The sequence below is a fragment of the Herbaspirillum sp. C7C2 genome, assembly GCF_022627865.1.
GTDB classification, from domain to species: Bacteria; Pseudomonadota; Gammaproteobacteria; order Burkholderiales; family Burkholderiaceae_D; genus Herbaspirillum; species Herbaspirillum frisingense.
Genome location: NZ_JABXGI010000054.1, coordinates 1 through 478, shown reverse-complemented (window position 1 = coordinate 478; position 478 = coordinate 1). Strand labels below are relative to the sequence as shown.

General features: G+C 48.7%; 1 protein-coding gene. It reads right to left on the bottom strand.

All coding sequences use genetic code 11. The features are described 5' to 3' along the window. Window positions 1–63: 63 nt before the first annotated feature. Window positions 64–478, bottom strand: a 415-nt coding sequence (locus HWE04_RS24190; protein WP_241813924.1) for an ATP-binding protein, incomplete at its 5' end; no start/stop codon positions are given.

Sequence of the window (478 nt, the reverse complement as noted above, 5' to 3'; positions counted from 1 at the left end):
TGTGATATTGCGCCGAATCCTGACCCGTACTTTGCATCGAATCGTGACCCTCGCGAATTCCTCTCATTCCGTAGCTGTTTTGCTATTTGACCTCCCTTTCTTAGCGTCTCGAGTAGAACTGTTTTTAAAACGGTAGCTGTCATTACCGGTCTCGACGATATGGCAGTGATGGGTGAGCCGATCGAGTAGCGCTGTAGTCATTTTCACATCTCCGAATACGGAGGCCCATTCGCCAAAGCCCAAGTTTGTAGTAATGACAAGACTGGTATGTTCGTACAACTTGCTAATCAGGTGAAAGAGCAAAGCGCCTCCAGACTGACTAAATGGGAGATACCCAAGCTCATCAAGAATAACGAGATCTGCGTGAAGCAGGCGTGTGGCCAAGTGCCCTGGGCGCCCCTGCTGCTTTTCTTGCTCTAGTAAATTCACTAGCTCGATGGTCGAGAAATAGCGAACACGAGCATCTCGATGCTCAATT